Origin of the sequence: Thioalkalivibrio sp. (assembly GCF_041690275.1) — a bacterium.
Lineage (GTDB): Bacteria > Pseudomonadota > Gammaproteobacteria > Ectothiorhodospirales > Ectothiorhodospiraceae > Thioalkalivibrio.
The window spans coordinates 1-19,045 of sequence record NZ_JAWLHP010000010.1 but is presented as its reverse complement, the minus strand read 5'-3'; the positions used below and the strand labels follow the sequence as shown (position 1 = coordinate 19,045).

The window sequence follows — 19,045 nt, the reverse complement described above, 5'->3', positions numbered from 1 at the left end:
CGGGCCGCGCATCCGGCGCGTGGCAGGAGGCCATGGCTGCCCTCGACTCAACTCCACTCGATCACGTCAGCCAGCGGCCGGCGGGGTGTCGGCGGGAGCGGATTCGGGGCATACCCGAAGCGCAGCAGGATCTGCGGAAGGCCTTCCCCGCCCGCCAGCTCGCCCACCTGCCCGCGTAGCTCGCCGACCTGGATCGGCTGGTTCAGGTAGGAGGCGCGCAGGCCGAAACTGCAGCCGACCAGCAGGACGCGCTGCAGCGCCTGACCGGCCGCCAGCCAGCTTCTTGGACTGTCGTCGTCGGTGCCGAGCACCGCGAGAAGCGGCGAATTCTCGGCGAGTTCGCGGTCTTTCGACGCCACGCCACCACCCATGTCGAAATTGCGCACCACCATCTGGGCGATCGGGGCGGTGAATGGCGAGACCGTCAGCCCGTCGCCTTCCGAACGCGTGTGCATCCAGGCAGCCAGTTCCCGGCGCCACTTCGGATCGCCCCACTGCAGCGCGTCACCCTCGACCACCAGTTCTACCGCCCGTTGGCGCAACGCGTCGGTCTCCAGCGGGCGCAGCCATGCACCCTCCGCCGCGGCGGCCTCCACCATTGCATCGACGGCCTTTCCCTCCACCGGTCGCGGCTCGAAGCGCGTCCTGCATGTACGCCGCTGGTCGATGAACCGGGCGAGTTCCGCCTCGGGCACACGCTCTGCCGAATCGCGCGTGATCGACACACGCGACAGCCAGTCGGATTCATCGGGGTCCGGGAGCAGCCGGTTCTCCACATGAAACCCGCGATCGGCGGCCGCCAGCACCAGGTTCAGCAGCGCGCAGCCGCAACTGATGGTGAGTTCCCGTCCGTCCGGGTCATTGACCGGCAGCGCACGCGTCGTGTCCGCAAGCAGGTCCACGTAGGGCTCCCCGATCAGGAAGAACCAGGGCTGGGTGTTGTGACTGGATGGCGCCTTGGTCGCGCTGCCCACCAGGTCGATCGCCTCCTCGCTCCAGCTAGGTGCCCCTGACATCGCCCCTCCTCCGCGCCACCCGCAAGCGTTCCGGCCGGGAGCACTCGTCCCGGCAAACGCCGATGGTTCAAGGCTGCGCCCGCGTGGCGGGCCCGCCACCCCTACAGTCTAGTAGTTTCGCCAGAATCTGCCGGAGACGGTCGGGCCGGCCTCGAGCGGTACCGGAGGTGTCTGCACGTGCCGGCCTCAGGCGGGCAGGTGCAGACACCCCGCATTGGCCGCCGGCGCGCATACAGCCACACGCGCCAGCGGGTCTTCGGTACACCGGGCCTCACCCCTCATGGCAATTTCCCCGGGGGCAGTCGTCACGCAGGATCAGGTTCAGAACCAGGCCAACGATCACGGCAGTCGCGACGAGGCCAAGCAGGGTAAGATTGTCGAAGTACATTTCGTTTCTCCAGCCGTTCTATACTTGAGGGTTGAATGCGCAGGACACCCGTCCACGGCCTTGAGTTCCACCGCTGCGGATGGTCTCACTCGCCGGCATGGCGCCTTGCACGCAGGTTGAACGATACGGCAGGCCTGTTGCCGGCGGATTTCCCGATACCCTGAATTTGTAACAGTGTGTTTCAGCACAACGGCGTGGCACACGCGGAAGAGACCTATGGAGACGACCACCGCTGCCCGAATCCTGCTCGTCGACGACGATCCGGGCCTCCGGGAACTGCTCACGCGGTACCTCGAGGAGCAGGGGTTCGAGGTGGTCGCCGTCAGCGACGGTGCGGAGATGGATATCGCGCTGTCCAGGCAGTCCTTCGACCTGCTGATCCTGGACGTGATGCTGCCGGGCGAGGATGGCCTGTCGGTGCTGCGCAGGGTGATCAACAAGCAACCCCTGCCCGTGATCATGGTTTCCGCGCGCGGCGAGGACATCGACCGGATCGTGGGGCTCGAGGTTGGCGCAGACGACTACCTGGCCAAGCCGTTCAATCCCCGGGAGCTCCTCGCCCGTGTGCGGGCGGTGCTCCGACGGCGATCGTCGGCATCGGCCGACGAACAGGCGCCAGAGGGCCTGCACCGGTTTGGACCCTTCGAGCTGCACGTGCCGTCCCAGCGCCTGCTGCGCGACGGCCAGGACGTGCCACTAACCGGTGGCGAGTTCACGCTGCTGCGCGTCCTGGTCGAGCATCCCCAGCGCGTGCTGGACCGCAATATGCTGCTGGACCTCATCAAGGGCTATGAGCACCAGCCCTACGATCGCAGCATCGACGTCCGGGTCGCGCGCCTGCGGCGCAAGGTCGAGGACGACCCGGCCAACCCGCGCTACATACGCACCATCTGGGGCCGGGGCTACCTCTTCGCCCCCGATGGCAACGGCGTCAGCGCATGAGATGGCTGCAGGCGCTATCCCCGAGTTCCATCTATGTCCGAACCACGGGCATTCTGCTGATCGCCTTCCTTGCCTTCGCGGTGATGATCCTTTCGGCGGTGGCTCACTTCACCATCATGCCGCTCGCCCGCAGCGCGGGCGACGACCTCGCGGCACTGATGCTCCTGTCCGCGCGCAGCTGGGCCGAGATCCCGCCGCCGGCACGGGAGGAGTTCAATGATCGGCTCTACCAGGATCACGGCCTGCGCATCAGGGAACCCCGCGAACCGCTGCCACCGATGCAGAACCTGCCGCTGCCCTATCTCGAATTCGTGCAGCAGTCGCTGTCCCGGCGCGCGGGATTCGACCTGCCCCTGCGTCCCCAGATGCACGAGGGAGAGCAGTGGTACTGGGCTGACCTGAGCATCGGCGGCCAGAACCTCCGCATCGGTCTGTCGCTGGCCCGCGTGGCAACCCGGCATCTCGACGGTGCGCTGGTCGTGTTGGTGATCACCGCGCTGCTGGTGCCCCTGACCGCGGTGTTCATGGCCGGCCGGACCACGCGCCGGATCCGGCTGCTTTCGGCCGCGGTCGCCGACGTGTCCCAGGGTCAGGAGCCCACACCGCTGCCGGACCGCGGCTCGCGAGAGGTCCGCATGCTGGCCAGCAACTTCAACCGGATGGCACACCAGGTGCGCGATCTGCTTGCAAACCGGACCACCCTGCTGGCCGGCATCTCGCACGACCTGCGCACACCCCTGACACGGATGCGACTCTCGCTGGAGATCCTGCGCGACAAGCACGATCCGAAACTGATCGAGGGAATCTGCAAGGACCTCGAGAACATGGACCGGATCATCGGCCAGACCCTTGCGTTGAGCCGCGACCTGGAGAACCGGGAGATAAAGAACGTCGATCTCGTCGCCCTGATCGAGCAGATCATCGCCGATGTCGGGCGCGGGGAGGAGGGCGACATCCGCTGGGCCTTCTCCGCGCCAAGCTGTACGCGCACGCTGAACCCGGTGGCCCTGCAGCGCATTCTGTCCAACCTGATCGAGAACGCGATCCGCTACGGGAATGGCAGCCGTGTCGAGGTCACGCTGCACTGCAACCCGACCGTGACGATACACGTGAAGGACCGGGGCCCCGGCATCCCGGACGATCAGCTGGAGGCCGTGTTCAGGCCGTTCCATCGCCTCGACAGTTCACGGAGCGCCCAGACCGGCGGCAGCGGCCTGGGGCTCGCCATCGTCCAGCAACTGGCGAAGGCCAACGGCTGGGGGGTCTCGCTGCACCCGCGCGATGGCGGCGGCACCGAGGCGCGCGTCGCCATTCCTCCGCTGCGGTCCGGAAGGATCGACGCCGGCTGATGCCCCCGCGGGCCCGCGGCCAGCCTGCATGGCACGCAACCCCCGACGATGAACGTTCCCTCTCCCGCCTGCGGGCCCTATCGGCCGCGCTTGCGCCGGGCGGCGTCACGCGCCTCGGCGAACAGCGCGGCCATGCCGCCGCTCGGAGGCGTTTCCGGTTTCGGCTGGCCGGCGCGCCGGCCGGAGTCCCGGACCCGGTCCTTGCGCGGGGCATCGGGGCGCTGGCCGTCCCGGTTGCCCGCGCCGCGCCCCACTCCGGCCGCGGCAGACTCGTCCAGACGCCGGGTCAGCGCGATACGCTTGCGCGCGAGGTCGACCTCCAGCACCTTCACCCTCACGATGTCACCGGGCGATACCACTTCGTGGGGATCCCTCACGAAGCGATCGGCGAGCGCGGAGATGTGGACCAGCCCGTCCTGGTGCACCCCAACGTCGACGAAGGCGCCAAAGTTGGTGACATTGGTCACCGTGCCCTCGAGGATCATCCCCGGCTTCAGGTCCTTCAGCTCCTCCACCCCCTCGCGGAACTCGGCCGCGCGGAACTCGGGCCGGGGGTCGCGCCCCGGCTTTTCCAGCTCGCCGAGGATGTCCTTCACGGTGGGCAGGCCGAAGCGCTCGCAGGTGTAGTCGGAAGGATTCAGCCGGCGCATGAAGTCGGCGTCGCCGATCAGGTCCTCGATCCTGCGGCCATGCCTCGCGGCGATGCGCTCGGCGACGCCGTAGGCCTCCGGGTGCACCGCGGAGCCGTCCAGCGGGTGCTGTCCGCGCATGATGCGCAGGAAGCCCGCGGCCTGTTCGAAGGTCTTCTCCCCCAGCCGCGGCACCTTCAGCAGTGCCTTCCGGCTGCCGAAGGCCCCGTGTTCCTCCCGGTACGCGACGATGTTGTTCGCGAGAGCCCCGTTCAGGCCCGCGATGCGGGCGAGCAGCGGCGCGGACGCTGTGTTCACGTCGACCCCGACCGCGTTCACGCAATCCTCGACAACCGCGTCCAGGCTGCGCGCGAGCTGTACCTGGCTGACGTCGTGCTGGTACTGGCCGACCCCGATGGAACCCGGGTCGATCTTCACCAGCTCCGCGAGCGGGTCCTGCAGCCGGCGCGCGATCGACACCGCGCCGCGATAGGACACGTCCAGCTCGGGAAACTCCCGGGCCGCGAGTTCGGAGGCCGAGTACACCGAGGCCCCGGACTCGTTGACCATGACCTTCTGCATGCGCAGCGCGGGCAGCTTGCGCAGCAGCTCGCCGGCGAGACGATCAGTCTCGCGGCTGGCGGTACCGTTGCCGATGGCGATCAGCTCCACGCCATGCTGCTGACAGAGCCTGCCGAGTTCGGCCAGCGACGCATCCCAGCGCTTCTGCGGGGCGTGCGGGAAGACCGTGGCGTGCGCCAGCAGCTTGCCGGTGTGGTCGACCACCGCGGCCTTCACCCCGGTACGCAGACCCGGGTCCAGGCCCATCGTGGCCCGCATGCCGGCGGGCGGGGCCATCAGCAGCGCCTTCAGGTTGCGTGCGAACACTGCAATGGCATCGGCCTCGGCCAGCTCGCGCAGACGCCCGAGCAGTTCGTTCTCCATGTGCACCGCGAGCTTTACCCGCCAGGTCCAGCGCACGGTCTCCTGCAGCCAGTCGTCCGCGGCGCGGCGCTGGTGGGACCAGCGGATGCAATTGGCGATCATCGCCTCGCATGGGTGCGGCCGGGCGTTCTCGAGTTCGTCGGGCAGTGCCATCGTGACGCGCAGCACCCCTTCCTTGCGGCCGCGGAACAGCGCCAGCGCCCGGTGCGACGGGGTCCTTGCCAACGGCTCGGCGTGGTCGAAGTAGTCGCGGAACTTGCTGGCCTCCTCCGCCTTGCCCTCGCCCACCCGGGAGCGGATCACCGCATGCTCCCAGAGCCAGGTGCGCAGACGCGTAAGCAGGTCGGCATCCTCTGCGAAGCCTTCCATCAGAATCTGCTTCGCGCCGTCCAGCGCGTCGCTTGTCGACCCGATCTTGTGCTCGGGGTTCAGGTAGTGCTGCGCAGTGGCCTGCGGGTCCAGCGTCGGATCGGCCAGCAGGGCCTCGGCCAGCGGCTCCAGCCCGGCTTCGCGGGCGATCTGCGCCTTGGTGCGCCGCTTCGGCCTGTAGGGCAGGTACAGGTCCTCGAGCCGGGTCTTGCTGTCGGCGGCGAGGATCTCGGTCTCCAGTTGCGGGGTCAGTTTCTCCTGATCGGCGATGCTCTTCAGAATGGCCGCGCGGCGTTCCTCGAGCTCGCGCAGATAGCGCAGGCGTTCATCCAGCGTCCGCAACTGGGTGTCGTCCAGTCCGCCGGTGACCTCCTTGCGGTAGCGGGCGATGAACGGCACCGTCGCCCCCTCGTCGAGCAGTGCCACCGCAGCGCGCACCTGTGCCTCCCGGCACTGAACTTCCCCGGCGATGATGACTTCGATACTCGGGCGCGGGTTCGGCATGGCAGATCGGTCCTCCGGAAGGATGCGCAACGCGCCCGGCATCATAGGCAAACCCCGCCTCCATGCCCACCCACTCCCGGGTCGGACCAACGCAACCCACTGGATCCAATAGGAATAAAGGTCGTTTCTACCCCCGATTCCGGCCTTGAACGGCCATTTTTGGCCCCAAAAACGCGACGCCAGGACACATGCGGCTGCCTTCCGATCCGCCGGCATCCCGGGCGGTGATTTTGCCCCCGAAATGGGGCCTACACGACCGAATAACGCGTCAGATTCCTAGAAATTCCCTTTAAAAACCGTTTCTTACGCTGGTCCGACCCCGTGGCGGTGGTTAGCGGGATATCTCGGCGTCGCGGTAGTGCATATCGACCCAGCACTGGGGCAAGGACTCGCCGGAGGGGAAGATGACGTTCTCCTTCGCGAAGGGCTCGGGATCGGGGAGATCCTCGCCCCAGTTGTAACGTCCCTCGAAGTGGGTCTCGGATGGATCGAACAGGGCCGACGCGTCCAGGACCTCGACCAGATGACCATTGGTGCTGTCTTTCAGGAACATCGCTGACCTCCTTTTTCCCGGTATCACTGGAGTATGCCTGGGGCGGACATGATTGCAAGGACGCGTGCGAGGCCCGTGCGGACACCGTGGATATCGGCGGGAGCGCGGTTACTGCGCAGTCCGTGGCGAGGCGATCTCGACCCGTCGCTGCGGCACTCGCCCGAGACAGCGGAATCCGGCCCTTGCCGAGGAAGGCCGCATGGCCCACTGGAAAGCGCGCCTGGCCCTGGGGTCACGTATCCTGTCGGTTACGAAGCGTGCCGCCGGTTTGACCGCGGAAGAAGATGATGCGCAAGGTCCGCACGGGTCCAATCTGGCTTTTGGCGATGCTGCCCCCGCTATTCTGGGCGGGCAACTTCGTGCTGGCCCGGGCGCTGCACGCCGACATTCCGCCGATTGCACTGTCGTTCTGGCGCTGGACACTAGCGCTGATCATCCTCCTGCCCTTTGTCGCGGCCGGCCTCTGGCGGCAGCGCGCCCTGATCCGTCGCCATTGGGCCCTGCTCACGCTGTTCGCGATCCTCGGCATCACCAATTACAACACCTTCGCGTATCTGGGCCTGCAGCATACGACCGCCATGAACGGCGTCCTGCTGTCTTCGGTCACGCCGATGGTCATCCTCGGGCTGTCATTTCTGATCTTCCACGTCACCTTACGCGGCGCCCAGGTCGCCGGCATTCTGCTCTCGATGGCTGGCGTTGCGATCATCGCCACCAAGGGTCAGCCGCAGATCCTCGCCAGCTGGGACTTCAATCGCGGCGACCTCTGGATCCTGGCCGCGAGCCTGGACTGGGCGCTGTATTCGGTATTCCTGCGCTGGCGGCCACGGGACATGGAACCGATCACATTCCTCGGCGCGATCGTTGCCATCGGCCTGCCCCCACTGGCCGTCCTTTACGCGTGGGAACTGAGCACGGGGCAGGGTTTCGCGATCAGCGCAGTCAACCTGGGCGCGATCGGCTACGTGGCGCTGTTTCCGTCGGTGCTGGCCTATTTCTTCTGGAATCGAGCCGTCGCCGAGATGGGGCCGAACCGTACCGGGCAGTACATGCACCTGATGCCGATCTTCGGCGCGGCCCTGGCCATCCTGCTGCTCGGGGAACGGCTGCAGACCTTCCACGGGGCCGGCGCGCTGCTGATCGCCGCCGGCATCGTGCTGGCAGCCCGGGCCGCAAGGTGACGGGGGGACCGGCAGGCAGCCGGGCGTGGCCTGGACCGTTCATTTTGAGCCCGAAAACACCCCTCCAGGATCCGAAATCCGCCCTTTTTCACCGCGTTTTCACTACAAAACAGCAGCTTGCGTTGGTCCGACCCGGGGGATGTGCACTAGAATCGAGGGCGAGAACATAATGAAGGAGGATGGATCATGAGGCTGGATGGGTGGATCCCTGCAGTGTTCTTCGTCGCGCTGTTCGCGCTGCCGTTGGCAACATCCGGTGCGGAGTCCGGGGCACAGGCGTCCGCGGCCAGTCAGGTCACGGACACTTCGGAAATCCGTGCATTCGTCCGGTCGCGGCCAACACCGGAGGAATTCCGGGAGGCCTATCCCGAAGTGTGGCTGATCCTGCCCGGCGACATCGTGAGCCGCGAGGTCTGCTCCGAGTACTACCGCTTCGTGGCCGAGCTCGACCCCGACGGCAGGATCAGGGGCGGGCATCTGGAGTAGCAACAGACCCCTCCCACCACGAACTCAGGGCCCGATGATTGCGCGCGAGACCGGGGGATCAGAACAGCCGGTTGAGGCCGTTGAGTGCGGCGATACGATAGGCTTCGGCCATCGTCGGATAGTTGAAGGTGGTCTCCACAAAATACTCGATGGTGTTTGCCTCGCCCGGCTGGGCCATGATCGCCTGGCCGATGTGGATGATCTCCGAGGCCTGTTCGCCGAAGCAGTGAATGCCGAGAATCTCCCGCGTCTCGCGGTGAAACAGCAGCTTCAGCACGCCTACCGTGTGCCGGGTGATCTGCGCTCGCGCGATGTTCTTGAAGTTCGCCTGGCCGACCTCGTAGGGAACCTTCCGCTCAGTCAATTCGCGCTCCGTGCGCCCGATCGAGCTGATCTCGGGGCTCGTATAGATGCCGGTGGGTATGTCATCCACCAGGCGCCAGTCGGTCTCTCCGTCCGCGATCAGGGTGCCCACGAATCGGCCCTGATCGTAGCTCGCGCTGGCCAGCGCCGGTGACCCGATCACGTCCCCCGCCGCGTAGATGTGGGGCACGGAGCTCTGGAAACGCTCGTTCACCTCCACCTGGCCGCGGTGATTCACCTGCACACCGATCTCCTCCAGCCCCATGTTCCTGGTGTTGCCGGCGCGGCCGTTGGCCCAGAGCAGCACGTCGCTGCGGAACTTCTTGCCCGATTGGCAGTGCAGGATCACGCCGTCATCGCGCGCCTCGACGCGTTCGTATTCCTCGTTGTTGCGGATCACCGTGCCCTGGTTGCGCAGGTGGTAACCCAGTGCGTCCGTGATTTCATCGTCGAGGAACGACAGCAGCCGGTCGCGGGTATTGACCAGGTTGGTCTTGATCGCCAGGTTGCAGAAGATCGACGCGTATTCGCACCCGACCACCCCCGCTCCGTAGATCGTGATCGCGCTCGGCGACGAGGTAAGACGCAGGATCGAATCGCTGTCGTGGATGCGCGGGTGAGAGAAATCGATGTCGTCGGGGCGATAGGGCCGGGAACCAGTGGCCAGCACGAAGGAATCGGCCGTGTAGGTGCGCGTGGCCTCGCCTTCGGTCACCGCCAGCGTGTGGACATCCATGAAGCGTGCCCACCCATGCAGGACGGGCACGCGATTGCGGGTGTAGTGACGGTTGCGGGTGCGCACCTGTTCCCCGATCACATCCGTGGCCGAGGTGAGGAGTTCCGAATAGTCCACCTGCGCGGCGCCCATCAGGCGCCGGAGTACCGGATCCCGCCGGGTGTCCGCCACCATCTGAATCGCCTGGCGCAGAGCCTTCGACGGAATCGTGCCCCAGTGCGTGCAACCACCGCCGACGCTCCGATGCGCCTCGACCAGGGCAACACGCCGACCGGACTTCACGAGCTTCATTGCCGCACCCTCGCCGGCCGGCCCGCTACCGATCACGATCGCATCGAAGTGCTCGTGTGTCATTGCCTCTGCGCTCCTGCCTTGGTGCCTCAAAGCATAACTGCATTCAGCCTTGCGATGACGCAACGCCTGATGCCTTGCGTGGTACCGCTGAGATGCCGGGAGATGCGGCCCCGCCCAAGGAAGTGCTGATCAAGCCGTCATCGCGAGGAGCGCAGCGACGCGGCGATCCATAAGCGGCTGATCCGGCGAACCCCGCCTGGATTGCCGCGCTGCGCTCGCAATGACGAATCCGTTTTTTCAGCGCTTCCCCAAGGGTCATGGTGATGATCGCCATTCCCGATCATGAAAGAAGGCCGCAGGATGAACGAAATGGCGTGCGCCCACCACAGACCGAGACGGCCGGGTTCGCGGACCCGCCGCACCTGCCCCCTGCGCCGAAGGGCGGCTCGCGACGGGAGTGGCGGGGACGTTCACGCCAGGAAAGCAGCCGGCACCCCGAGGCGGGCAGGCCAGCGACGCACGCGCCCCGGAAAACCCGGCGGCGACGCGCAGTTCCCACTGTTTTATGCTCCCCTCACCACCAGCTGCACCGCGCAGCTTCACGAATGCCGCGTCAACCGGAGATCCTGGCGATGAAAAAGCAATTGCTGGCGGCGACCCTGACCATCACCCTCCTGCCCATCCCGGCCTCCGCCACGGTGGATTTCGACAACTGTCTCGATGGCATCCGGGACCGGGCCCTCGAAGAAGGGGTGAGCCCCGGGACAGCGGATCGTGTGCTGGCGAGGGTGGAATTCCTGGACCGCGTGATCGAGCTGGACCGGCGTCAGCCGGAGTTCACCACGCCGTTCACCGATTACCTGGAGCGCAGCGTCACCAAGCAGCGTGTCGAACGGGGCCGGGAACTGCTGCGGACCCATCGGGCGCTGCTGCAGCGCGTGCAACGGCGGACCGGCGTTCCGTCCGCCTATCTGCTCGCCTTCTGGGGGCTCGAGACGAACTACGGCAGCTACTTCGGCGGCACCTTCGTGCCCAGCGCACTGGCCACGCTGGCCTGCGACCCGCGCCGCTCGGAATTCTTCACGGATGAGCTGATTGCCGCGCTGCGCATCGTGCAGGACGACGCGCTTCCGCTGGACAGCATGCAGGGTTCCTGGGCCGGCGCGATGGGACACGTTCAGTTCATGCCCTCGGTGTTCCTGCGTCACGCGGTCGACGCCGACGGCGATGGCCGCCGGGATCTCTGGAACAGCATCCCGGACGCGATGCTGTCCGCGGCCAGCTTCCTGAAGGAACTCGGCTGGGAGACCGGATATCGCTGGGGGCGCGAGGTCCTTCTGCCCGGGGATCTCGACTTCGCGGTGGCGGAGCCATCGCAGCGCCGCCCGCTGGCGGACTGGCGCCGCCTCGGCGTGACCGACGTGGCCGGCCAACCGGTCGCGGATCTAGAGCTGCCGGCCACACTGCTCCTGCCAGCCGGACACCGGGGCCCCGCGTTCCTGGTCTATCCCAACTTCGACGTGATCCTCGGCTGGAACCGTTCGGAATACTATGCATTGGCGGTGGGGCACCTCGCGGACCGGATCGGGGGCGCGGGGCCGCTGCACACCCCGTTGCCATCGGACGCCCCCCGCCTGTCCCGCGACGAGGTGATGCAGCTGCAGGCCGCACTCAACGCCAGGGGCTTCGACAGCGGTGAGGTGGACGGCATCCTCGGCCCGGCGACACGCGACGCGATCCGCGGCTATCAGCTATCGCGAGGCCTGATCCCGGACGGCTTCCCGGACCGGACCCTGCTCGCGCGACTCGACATCCGATGACCCGTCAACTATCCCTTTCCGGGGGTCGGACCAACGCAAATAATTGTTCCAAAAGGGTTTAATGTCCATTTTGACCCAGATACAGGCCTTGGAGGGCCATTTTCGGCCCCAAAAACCACCCTCCAGAACAAGACCCCGGTAATCGCCTGGGGCTGGCCAATACCGTTCCTGAAGCCCCGTTTCTGGCCCCGAAATGGCCCCTCCAAGGGCAAAAATCACCCCGTTTTCAGGCCGATCTCCATTTGATTTCAATGCCTTGCGTTGGTCCGACCCCCATGGATGGAAAACGGTCTAGACTCAGGAACAGACCGGGGAATCAGGGCACACCCTGGGTGTGCAGAAAAGCCCGGGATCGGGTGGCGGGATGTCCGTTCCAGCCCGATTCACGGCTAACACAATGACGCAAGCCCGGCCATTGAAGGAGGAAGCACGATGAACAACGGTATCGTGGACGTGACCGTTCACATCGACGAGGCCCTGGATTCGATGTTGCGGGGTGAGCTTGCCGACAAGCTGCGAACGATCAGCGGGATCAGCAACACCTCGATCCTGGACCACACACCCCACCTGATGGTGGTTCAGTTCGATCCCGAGAGAATCGGTACCCGCCAGATCCTTGATGCGGTCACGAGTACCGGCGTGCGCGCCGAGCTGATCGGGCTCTGATGGCGGCTGCGGGACGCGCGCCCGCGCTCGCTCCATCCGGCAGGACACTGACCCACGGGCCGCCGGTCCGGCCCGGCACCCGGGCCGCGAGCCCGGGTGAGGCCACCGCAGACATGCGGTTCAGGATACGTGCGGCGGTCCCGGCGGGGGACCACCCTTGTCCTTGTCCTCGCGGGCCGCCTCCTCGCGCTGTTCCTTGATGTACTGGACCTTTTCCTTCACCAGCACGCCCGCGAGGAGGACCAGCGCGATCAGGTTGGGGGCGGCCATCAGCCCGTTCAGCGTGTCCGCGACGTCCCAGATCGTGGTCAGGCCACCGATTGCACCCAGGAACAGGAATGCGATGAAGATGATCCGGTACGGCTTCACCACCTTCGGACCAAAGGCGTACTCCCAACTCTTCTCGCCGTAGAAGTTCCACGTAAGCATGGTGCTGTAAGAGAAGAGCACGATCGCAATCACAACGATCCAGCCACCGAGGCCAGGCAGCCCCGCGGTGAAGGCACTGGTGGTCAGCTCCGCACCGGTCTGTCCGGTCTCGATCACGCCGGTCACCAGGATCACCAGCGCGGTCAGCGTGCACACCACCAGTGTGTCGATGAATACCTCCCACATGCCCCACAGGCCCTGCGCATAGGGCTTGCTGCGCGCCTGGGCGTGAACGATCGAGGCCGAACCCAGGCCTGCCTCGTTGGAGAAGATCCCGCGTGCGAACCCGTAGCGTACGGCCATCGCGACCGTCGCGCCGGCAAAGCCGCCGATCGCGGAGGTCGGCGTGAAGGCACCCGCAAAGATCATCCCGAAGGCCGCCGGGATCTGGGAGTAGAAGCTCACCAGCACGCCGACCGCACCGATCACGTAGATCAGCGCCATCGTCGGGACGATCTTCTCCGCGGTCACCGCGATGCGCTTGATTCCCCCGAGCGTCACGACCCCGACCAGGATCATCACCAGGACCCCGGTGAACCAGGGCGGCACGCCCATGCTGGACTCGAGCGCATGGGCCATGGTGTTCGCCTGCACCATGTTGCCGATGCCGAAGGCGGCAAGGCCCGCGAGGAATGCGTAGAGCAGCGCCAGCCATTTCCAGCGCTTGCCGAGACCCTTCTCGATGTAGAAGAAGACGCCTCCCGACACCCGGCCCTCGTCATCCACTTCCCGGTACTTCACCCCGAGAGTGGCCTCCGCGAGCTTGGTCGCCATGCCGACCAGCGCAACCACCCACATCCAGAACACAGCCCCGGGACCGCCGAGGGCGATGGCCGTCGCGACCCCGGCGATGTTGCCGACACCGATGGTCGCGGCCATCGCGGAGGTGACCGCCTGGAAGGAGGTGATCGCGCCCTCCTCGTGGACATTTTTCGGCTTCAGCAGGCTGCCGAAGGTACGCCGCCAGGCAAAGCGAAGGTGCGTGAACTGGAAGAACCCGAGCCGGACGGTGAGGTAGAGACCCGTGCCCACCAGCAGGATCATGAATGGTGGCCCCCAGACGATGCTGTTGAGCCAGTCGTTGAACACCATGAGTCCGTGGACCATCGCTGCCCCCCTTGTTGATCCCTGCGCGAGCTCGCTGACTGCCGGGTCCCCACTGCATCCCGGCGCTTCCGAACACGGTTTACCCCGTGTGATGGCAATGCGCAAGTGCCAATGCCCCCGGGGCTATCGCCGGAGGACGATGCCTTCAAGCACGGCCGCACTGGCGACCGCAGCCCGATTCGGCTCCGGTCGCCTCGCTCGGGCAATCACCTCGCCGCGGCGGAACGCGGTCAATGCATGTTCCCGGCCGACCCCGGGAACCGCCGCTACTCAGGATCGGCCACCCGTCGCTGTACCTGCCGGTCGGCAGACGGGTGTCTCCCGGCGGCTATTCGCGGCCGCCCCGGCCGGGACCGAAGGGATTGAATTGCTGCTTGAAGGTCTCCTGCATGCTGTCGAGCATTGCCTGCTGCATCCCCTTCATCATCGCCTGCTGGAAGCTCGCCGCGAACTCGGCCTGCTTCTCGGAAGGAACGAAGAGTTCCTTGAACTCCTCCGGCGTGCACTCGATATCGATTCGAACGTTCATCTGTCTGCTCCTCTCGTGGTACCCCGATCCGGGAAGGCCGGGGCCGTCGACGCAGTATGCCGCCGCAGCCGGGCCCCGAAAAATCACACTCATTGGCTCGCGCGGAAGTTATGGTGGCCCTTGACGAAAGTGCGTCCACCGTATCCAGGGTACCTTCCGGGATCGCTCGATGGATTCCCGGCGCTATACTCTGGAGTTTGCGGCGGATCGCATCGACATCGATTCGTTCTCGTCGCTCCGGGACGCACCGGTTGCGCCTGCAACATACGGTTTGAGTCAAGCGAGGTTCATGTCATGGATTTGTCGGTCCTCTTCCGCCCCGAGGTGATCATCTTCATCATCATTCTCGCCCTGATCGGCTTCAAGATCGGCAAGATCGCACTGAACGAGCGCGTGGAGCAGGTCCTCGGTGCCGAGCGCAAGAACCAGTCACGCACCCTGAAGACGATGGACTCCGCCCACGCGGACACGCTGGAGAAACTGCGGGAGGGCCACGCGGAGGAACTGAAGCGCGTCCGGGAGGATGCAGAGCGCACCCTCGAGGCCGCCCGCGCTGACCAGGCGGGCGAGCTCAAGCGCCTGAACGATGAGTACAGCGCCTCCATCGAACGCCTGAACGAGGCGAACATCGCCAACGTCCGGGAGACCCGGGCCGAGTACGAGAACCAGTTCGGGGCCTTGCACGAGCAGTACGAGGGAGAGGTGCGCGCCGCTCGGGAAGAGATGGACCGCACCGTGCAGATGCTGCGTGCGGAACACGCGGAGGCGAGCAATGCCCTCCGTGCCGAATACGACGAACGCCTGAAGGCCGAGAAGGGGGAACACGAACAGGAGGCCGAGGCGATCCGGCGCGACCGCGAGGAGGCCCTGAAGGCGTTGAAGGCCGAACACGACGAGGCCACTGCGACGCTCAAGCGGGAACAGGACGGCCATCTCAGGACCCTGAAAAAGGAGCACGAGGAGGCGACTGCCGAGCTTCGGGCGGAACAGGCGGAGGCGCTGAAGGCGCTGAAGGCCGAACACGAGGCGGCGACCGCAGCCCTCAAGCGCGAGCACGAGGCCAATGTGCAGGCCCTCAAGACCGAGCACGCCGACTACATCCGCACCCTCAAGCAGGACCACGAGGGAGCCCTGCACAGCCTGCGCACCGAGCATGGCCATTACGTCGACAGCCTCAGACGCGAGCAGCGCATGCTGATCGACGAAAAGGATGCGGAGATCCGCCGCGTGCGCAGCGAAGTCGCACAACTCGAATCCGCGGGCGCGCGCCGGGAGGCGGAAATCCAGAAGCTGCAGGATACGATCCGCGAACTCAACGAGGGTGTGCGCGAGGCCAAGCAGAACAACGCCTTTGCGCTGTCGCGTTCGGGCGAGCGTTTCATCCGCGTGATCCGTACCGTGCAGGAACTGGCGATCGAACTCGAGGAGACCTCGCGCACGGTCACTGGCGGCGAATACTCCTTCATCAATGCGATCAAGGACCAGCGCGACCGAGATACCGTGCTGCGCCTGGCCGGCGGGAGCGACGCTGTCCCCCACGAGGACAAAGCAGAGGCCACCGGCGCCTCCGCCGAGACGACTGCGCCAGCAGACAAGGCGGCTGCAGCGCGTGAGTCCGGCGAGGCCACTCCACAGGCGGCGGGCGCGTCGGCATCGAAGACGCAGACCGCAGAACAGGCAGCCCCGAAATCCGAGACGTCCGGAACCGCCGCCGCGAGCCCCGGCGAGGCTTCCCCGCGCACGACCAACGGATCCGGCAAGGAGCCCGACACGGAGTCGAAGCCCGGGCAGGCAAAGGCGCGACCAAAAGACAAGGCAGCATCGCCCCGGGCCTCAGCATCCTCGACCGAAACCAGCAGCGCCTCCGGCAAGGCGGACGGGGGTAGTGGAGGAGCGCCTTCCACGGGCAGCCCCGCGAGCGCCGGCGCGAAGGCGAAACCGGATGGCAAGGCAACGAGGGCCGGGGGCAAGGGCGCGCCCGAGGCCTCATCTCAACGGGCGGAGCCGGCCAAACCCGCGAAACCCGCGGCGACCACGAAGGCCCGCACACCCAAACCACCCCAGGGCAGCACCGAGGACAAGAAGAAGGCCGGACCAGAGAAGAAGCGGGCCCCGGCCAAGGCGCGACAGCAAGCGGCCGCGAAGAAGACGGCGACCACCTGATTCCCGGACATGCGCAATCTCGTGAAAGGACGGTTCATCGGCGCGGCAGCGCTGCTCGTCGCGATCTCGCTCCCAACGCAGGTCAACGCCTTCTTCTGGTCGGGTCCTGGCTGTTTCGTGGCCAACATGCTGGGCATGGGGAACGCCGGCGGCGGACTGCGCCTTTCCATCGGCGGGGGTGCCTTTGGGAGCGGCTCCGGTCCCGCGCCCGGTTACGGCTACCAATATGCCTATCCGCCTCCGCCCGGAACCTCTCGCCGACTCCCGGGACAGGTCCCGGCAATGCCGTCATCCTTGCAGGTACAGTCCAATGCCGCACGCCGCGCGCGCGACATCAGCCGAGCCAACGCCTGGAGGGGCGGGATCGGCGAAATGCATGCCTTCGAAACCGGGGACACCAACGTGACGCCGTCGAACCGCTGGAGCCGCGGACGCTGACGGCGGGTACTTCCACCCGGGAAACGCTGATCAATCCGTTATCGCGAGGAGCAGGGCCTTTGGCCGCGAGCGCAGCGTGGCGGGACACGGCCATCCATCAGATGTTCATTGCGATCAAGCCGGCTGGATTATTCGCTGCGCTCACCCTGCTGGCCAGGCTTCGGCTTGACCCCCCGGGGACACCGACGCTATGATCCCGTGCTCGCTGTACTGGGCTTTCGCGGTTTGGCATCACGGGGTATAGCGCAGTCTGGTAGCGCGCCTGCTTTGGGAGCAGGATGTCGGGGGTTCGAATCCCTCTACCCCGACCACTGCTCCGGCCACATGCGCTCGTAGCTCAACCGGATAGAGCATCGGCCTTCTAAGCCGACGGTTGCAGGTTCGAGTCCTGCCGGGCGCGCCACCGCCCGGGCAGTCGCGGATCAGGTGGTACGGCGATACGGTGGTGACCGTAGCTCAGTTGGTAGAGTCCCGGATTGTGGCTCCGGTTGTCGTGGGTTCGAGTCCCATCGGTCACCCCACCCCCATTGCGGGCCGTTAGCTCAATTGGCAGAGCAGTGGACTCTTAATCCATTGGTTGTAGGTTCGATTCCTACACGGCCCACCAAATAAAACAATACGTTACGCACTTATTTCCGCCGTTTCCGAGTTTCCGATCAAGGCTTGGGAACCGCTTGGGAACCCCCGAAGACCGATCCCCGACCAGGCTCCACCCTGGCCGGCGACCTGATGCGTCCGCTTCTGTACGCGGGCGGAAGGCATTTCACGCGCCATTGGACCAGCTCGGCGTTCCCGCTTCTCGATCGACTGCGATCATTCTGGTCGGGTTGACGCTCGTTCGGCCGTCCCCATGCCCGCCAGCGCGAAGATTCACCCGCAGCCGCCCCATCACGCGCGCGATCGTGGCGCTAACCGTGAACCCCCATTTGACGGGTGCAACTGTTCCGGGCAACGAGCCGAGGAGCGACACGGGCCTGGGCAACATCATCGACTGACTGTCGTTTCGCCTGCAGTGCGGTTTTGGGCGCCGTTATCGCCGGTGCGGCCCTGCAGGACTCTGACCGAGCAACACACACGCTCAACAGCTGGCTGGCGCCTTCCGCTGCCAACATCGCGTGATGGTCCGGAACCGGGCCTGCCCGGCCAGTCAGTGGGAATGGATCAGTGGCTGGAGTTGGCCGTAGGCTTGACGCTCGGAACGGGTCTTTGGAATTGACTTCGAGACCTGCCCGGCCTGCGGCGGGGGCAACGCCGCCCGTCCGGCGCAAGTCGGTCCCGGCCGCTTGCCGGTCCGTGGTCACCCCTGCGCTTCAGAAGCGGAAGGTCAGGCCTGCCATGGCGTCGATCTGGGTAAACAGGTCGCCGCTGTAGCTCAATCGACAGACGCCACCCTGCTCCCCGGACCGACAGAAGATGTCGGTGTCACCGTCGGTGAGGGTCAGGTAGGCCCGGCTTTCCAGACGAACCGCGATACGCTCGGCAACCGGTATCAGCACGCCGAGACCGACCGAGAAAGAGGGACGGGTATCGCTGCCCGAACCGTCTCCACTCGCGTTGACAAACGTGGCGCCGATGCCGGCCGCGAGATAGCTCGAAAACCCATTCTGCGGCCATGCGGCCATACCGCCCACATGCAGATACTGCAAGCTGAGATCCACATCCGCGCCATCGACACTGGTCTCCTGACGGCTGTACAGCAACTCGTACCAGCGATTCGTCGATTCCTCGAGATTGAACACCAACGATCCGGCGAGATCGCCGTCGACATCCAGACTGCGGCCCCTATCCTCCTCGTCGAGTTCGCCGCCGCCTCGATACCCCGCCATCGGCGTGACGGAAAAAACAGATTGCTCGGCACTTGCCGGCAGCGCCCCGGCAAGAGCGACAGTCATGACAGCGACAAGCCTTACGGCGGCGCGGAGCGACATGGACATACCTGATCTTGAGAGGTTGGCGAGTATTCAGTTCCCTGCGATCACGAGTCAAGGGCCGCGCCGCTGACGGCACAGCCCGAACGAGGTCATCGTGAACTTATCCGGTCTAGTGGGCCATGCGGAAAGTTCGGTACCAGATCGCTTCGCCAGAAGCGCCGGCGCTGCGTTGGGCAAGTTTGAAATAGGCCCACTATTCCTGCACTT

15 protein-coding genes and 4 tRNA genes are annotated in these 19,045 nt (G+C 65.9%); 12 read left to right on the top strand and 7 right to left on the bottom strand.

Annotation, left to right across the window (positions count from 1 at the left end; genetic code table 11):
- Window positions 1–47 precede the first annotated feature (47 nt).
- Window positions 48–1,016: an Acg family FMN-binding oxidoreductase gene (locus ACESMN_RS03060; RefSeq protein ID WP_373052113.1), complete on the bottom strand. Its 969-nt coding sequence runs from the start codon at window positions 1,014–1,016 to the stop codon at window positions 48–50.
- A gap of 604 nt (window positions 1,017–1,620) precedes the next feature.
- Between ACESMN_RS03060 and ACESMN_RS03055 the strand changes: the two genes are divergently transcribed.
- Entirely contained in the window at window positions 1,621–2,346 is a 726-nt protein-coding gene (locus tag ACESMN_RS03055) for a response regulator (protein WP_373052112.1), read from the top strand.
- Complete coding sequence (locus ACESMN_RS03050; RefSeq protein WP_373052111.1) at window positions 2,343–3,695, top strand: ATP-binding protein; 1,353 nt, start codon at window positions 2,343–2,345, stop codon at window positions 3,693–3,695. Before ACESMN_RS03055 ends, ACESMN_RS03050 begins: the two co-directional genes overlap by 4 nt.
- A gap of 77 nt (window positions 3,696–3,772) precedes the next feature.
- Here ACESMN_RS03050 and ACESMN_RS03045 read toward each other — a convergent pair whose 3' ends face one another.
- Both ACESMN_RS03045 and ACESMN_RS03040 read right to left on the bottom strand, forming a co-directional pair.
- Window positions 3,773–6,142 carry a Tex family protein gene (locus ACESMN_RS03045; protein WP_373052110.1) on the bottom strand — a complete coding sequence of 790 codons (2,370 nt, stop codon included), beginning with the start codon at window positions 6,140–6,142 and terminating at the stop codon, window positions 3,773–3,775.
- 331 nt (window positions 6,143–6,473) lie between these two features.
- Window positions 6,474–6,695, bottom strand: a complete 222-nt coding sequence (locus tag ACESMN_RS03040; RefSeq protein WP_373052109.1) for an acetyltransferase — start codon at window positions 6,693–6,695, stop codon at window positions 6,474–6,476.
- A gap of 284 nt (window positions 6,696–6,979) precedes the next feature.
- Here ACESMN_RS03040 and ACESMN_RS03035 point away from each other — a divergent pair, with 284 nt between their 5' ends.
- Both ACESMN_RS03035 and ACESMN_RS03030 read left to right on the top strand, forming a co-directional pair.
- On the top strand, window positions 6,980–7,876 hold the full coding sequence (locus ACESMN_RS03035; protein WP_373052108.1) for a DMT family transporter: 897 nt from the start codon (window positions 6,980–6,982) through the stop codon (window positions 7,874–7,876).
- A gap of 186 nt (window positions 7,877–8,062) precedes the next feature.
- Window positions 8,063–8,362: a hypothetical protein gene (locus ACESMN_RS03030; protein ID WP_373052107.1), complete on the top strand. Its 300-nt coding sequence runs from the start codon at window positions 8,063–8,065 to the stop codon at window positions 8,360–8,362.
- A gap of 58 nt (window positions 8,363–8,420) precedes the next feature.
- Here ACESMN_RS03030 and sthA read toward each other — a convergent pair whose 3' ends face one another.
- A complete protein-coding gene (gene sthA / locus ACESMN_RS03025; protein ID WP_373052106.1) occupies window positions 8,421–9,815 on the bottom strand; it encodes a Si-specific NAD(P)(+) transhydrogenase in 1,395 nt (464 codons plus the stop codon).
- Window positions 9,816–10,387: 572 nt separating this feature from the next.
- On the opposite strand from sthA, the gene ACESMN_RS03020 reads away from it, so the two are divergent.
- Together ACESMN_RS03020 and ACESMN_RS03015 are read left to right on the top strand one after the other, a co-directional pair.
- Window positions 10,388–11,575: a lytic murein transglycosylase gene (locus ACESMN_RS03020; RefSeq protein ID WP_373052105.1), complete on the top strand. Its 1,188-nt coding sequence runs from the start codon at window positions 10,388–10,390 to the stop codon at window positions 11,573–11,575.
- Window positions 11,576–12,007: 432 nt separating this feature from the next.
- Window positions 12,008–12,241, top strand: a complete 234-nt coding sequence (locus ACESMN_RS03015) for an ATP-binding protein (protein WP_373052104.1) — start codon at window positions 12,008–12,010, stop codon at window positions 12,239–12,241.
- A gap of 120 nt (window positions 12,242–12,361) precedes the next feature.
- On the opposite strand, the gene ACESMN_RS03010 is transcribed toward ACESMN_RS03015, so the two are convergent.
- Together ACESMN_RS03010 and ACESMN_RS03005 are read right to left on the bottom strand one after the other, a co-directional pair.
- Window positions 12,362–13,777: an alanine/glycine:cation symporter family protein gene (locus ACESMN_RS03010; RefSeq protein WP_373052103.1), complete on the bottom strand. Its 1,416-nt coding sequence runs from the start codon at window positions 13,775–13,777 to the stop codon at window positions 12,362–12,364.
- A 328-nt stretch (window positions 13,778–14,105) separates the two neighbouring features.
- Window positions 14,106–14,306 carry a hypothetical protein gene (locus ACESMN_RS03005; protein WP_373052102.1) on the bottom strand — a complete coding sequence of 67 codons (201 nt, stop codon included), beginning with the start codon at window positions 14,304–14,306 and terminating at the stop codon, window positions 14,106–14,108.
- Window positions 14,307–14,600: 294 nt separating this feature from the next.
- On the opposite strand from ACESMN_RS03005, the gene ACESMN_RS03000 reads away from it, so the two are divergent.
- From ACESMN_RS03000 to ACESMN_RS02975, 6 genes are all read left to right on the top strand, one after another.
- Window positions 14,601–16,469 (top strand): hypothetical protein, encoded by a 1,869-nt coding sequence (locus ACESMN_RS03000; RefSeq protein WP_373052101.1) that lies wholly within the window; start codon window positions 14,601–14,603, stop codon window positions 16,467–16,469.
- Window positions 16,470–16,478: 9 nt separating this feature from the next.
- A complete protein-coding gene (locus tag ACESMN_RS02995; RefSeq protein WP_373052100.1) occupies window positions 16,479–16,907 on the top strand; it encodes a hypothetical protein in 429 nt (142 codons plus the stop codon).
- Window positions 16,908–17,141: 234 nt separating this feature from the next.
- Window positions 17,142–17,218: transfer RNA gene (locus tag ACESMN_RS02990), tRNA-Pro, on the top strand.
- Between the two features lie 15 nt (window positions 17,219–17,233).
- A tRNA-Arg gene (locus tag ACESMN_RS02985) sits at window positions 17,234–17,310 on the top strand.
- A gap of 42 nt (window positions 17,311–17,352) precedes the next feature.
- Window positions 17,353–17,428: transfer RNA gene (locus ACESMN_RS02980), tRNA-His, on the top strand.
- Between the two features lie 10 nt (window positions 17,429–17,438).
- Window positions 17,439–17,514, top strand: a tRNA-Lys gene (locus tag ACESMN_RS02975).
- 703 nt (window positions 17,515–18,217) lie between these two features.
- Here the strand turns inward: ACESMN_RS02975 and ACESMN_RS02970 are convergent.
- On the bottom strand, window positions 18,218–18,841 hold the full coding sequence (locus ACESMN_RS02970) for an outer membrane protein (RefSeq protein ID WP_373052099.1): 624 nt from the start codon (window positions 18,839–18,841) through the stop codon (window positions 18,218–18,220).
- Window positions 18,842–19,045: the final 204 nt, after the last annotated feature.